Raw genomic sequence first — 1,837 nt, 5'->3', positions numbered from 1 at the left:
TCGGTCAGCGTCGAGGGGAACAGCGAAAAAATCTCGCCCCAGCCGAAGAACACCACGCCCGACAGCAGCACGAACAGCACCGCGTTCTCGCGCGTGAGCAGCCATAGCGCCATCGCCACGCCTTCAAGGGCGAACGCGAAGAACATCGTGTTTTCACGGCCGACCTTGTCGGACACCCAGCCGAACAGCGGCCGCGTGAGGCCGTTCGTGAAGCGGTCGATGGTCAGCGCGAGCGGCAGCGCCGCCATGCCGAACACGAGCACCTTGGTCACGCCGAAGTCGGCGGCGAAGGTGGCCATCTGCGAGGTGACCATCAGGCCCGAGGTGGACATCATGGTCATCATCGCGAACATCAGCCAGAACACGGGCGTTTTGAGCGTCTGCGACGGGCGCAGATTCGCCACCGCGGAAGCGCCGGAACCGGCAGCGGTCGCTACGGCGCTGTCATGCGAAGGCGGCACGCGCAAACCCTGCGAGGCCAGCAAGCCGACCACTGCGAACGCAATGCCGAACATCCACAACGTGGCGTCGATCCCGCGCGCCTGCAGCGAGGCCGCGATCGGAAAAGTCGTGACGATCGCGCCCATGCCGTAGCCGGCCGCCACGGCGCCCGCCGCGAAGCCGCGCTGCTTCGGAAACCAGCGCACCATCAGGCCCACCACGCCGACATAGACGATGCCGGTGCCCAGCCCGCCGACCACGCCGTAAGTCAGATAGAGCATCGGCGCGCTTTGCACCTGCGAGGCCAGCACCCAGCTCAGGCCCGACATCACGGTGCCGATCGAGATCAGCATGCGCGGGCCGAAGCGGTCGATCAGCTTGCCCTGAAACGGCGAGAAGAAGGTTTGCAGAATGATCAGCAGCGAGAACGTCACTTGCAGTTCCGGCAGCGCGACGCCCAGTTTCGCGGCGAGCGGTTTGGTCATCAGCGTCCAGACGTATTGCGGGCTCGAGATCGCCATCATGCAGACGAGACCGAGTCCGAGCTGAAGCCAGCGGTTGTGCGCGGCGGACGTCGAGACGTTCTCGATATCCGCTGATGTCATAGGTTGAGAGCGTGTGGTCATGCTGACTCCGGTTACTGAGCGAAGCCCGCCGGCGATCAGCGGACGTGCAGCGTCCTCCGGGCCTGTAGGCCGGACCTGCGGTTCGATTGAAAAAAAGCGCGCGTGCTCTTACCAGCCCGCGGCAGCCCCGTCACTGCGCGGATCGTAGCCCGCTTCGATTAATCCATCCGGATACCGAACGATTGCACCGGCGTGTCCCATTGCTTCGTCGTAAGCCTGCATCGTCTCGACCTCGTGACCCAGCGCTTCGAGCCGTGCCACGGTGCCGGGCGCAAAACGCGCTTCGAGCTTGAGCGTATCGGTCGACTGGCCCCACGTGCGGCCGAGCAGCCAGCGCGGCGCGTCGATCGCGGCTTGCGGATTCCAGCCGAAGTGCGCGATGCGCGAGAACACCGCGCTTTGCGATTGCGGCTGACCGTCGCCGCCCATGTTTCCGTACGCCATCGTGCGGCCGTCGTCGAAACGCGCGAGCGCCGGGTTCAACGTATGGAAAGGCCTGCGCAACGGCGTCAGCGGATTCAGCGCGTGTTCGTCGAGCGAGAAACTGCAGCCGCGGTTCTGCCAGTTGATGCCCGAGCCCGCCAGCACGATGCCGCTGCCGAATTCGTGATAAATGCTCTGGATGAAGCTCACCGACACGCCGTCGCTATCGGTGACGCCGAGCCAGACTGTGTCGCCCGGCCCGCGGCCGGCGCCCCACGGCGCGGCCTGCGTCGGTGAGAAGCGTGCGGCCATCGCGTCGAGCGCCGCGGGTTCGAGCAGCGCGCGCG

Annotated in this window: 2 protein-coding genes; both read right to left on the bottom strand. The window is 65.9% G+C overall.

The annotated features are described in order from the left end of the window. Window positions 1-1,067: MFS transporter (locus SB772_RS38950; protein ID WP_410838383.1), on the bottom strand; the 1,067-nt coding region annotated here is incomplete at its 3' end. A 108-nt stretch (window positions 1,068-1,175) separates the two neighbouring features. Further along, window positions 1,176-1,837 (bottom strand): gamma-glutamyltransferase (locus tag SB772_RS38945; RefSeq protein ID WP_410838382.1); only part of this gene is annotated, 662 nt, incomplete at its 5' end.

The organism is Paraburkholderia sp. SIMBA_030, assembly GCF_046535245.1.
In the GTDB taxonomy this organism is placed as follows: domain Bacteria; phylum Pseudomonadota; class Gammaproteobacteria; order Burkholderiales; family Burkholderiaceae; genus Paraburkholderia.
This window is presented reverse-complemented; position numbering and strand designations above follow the sequence as displayed.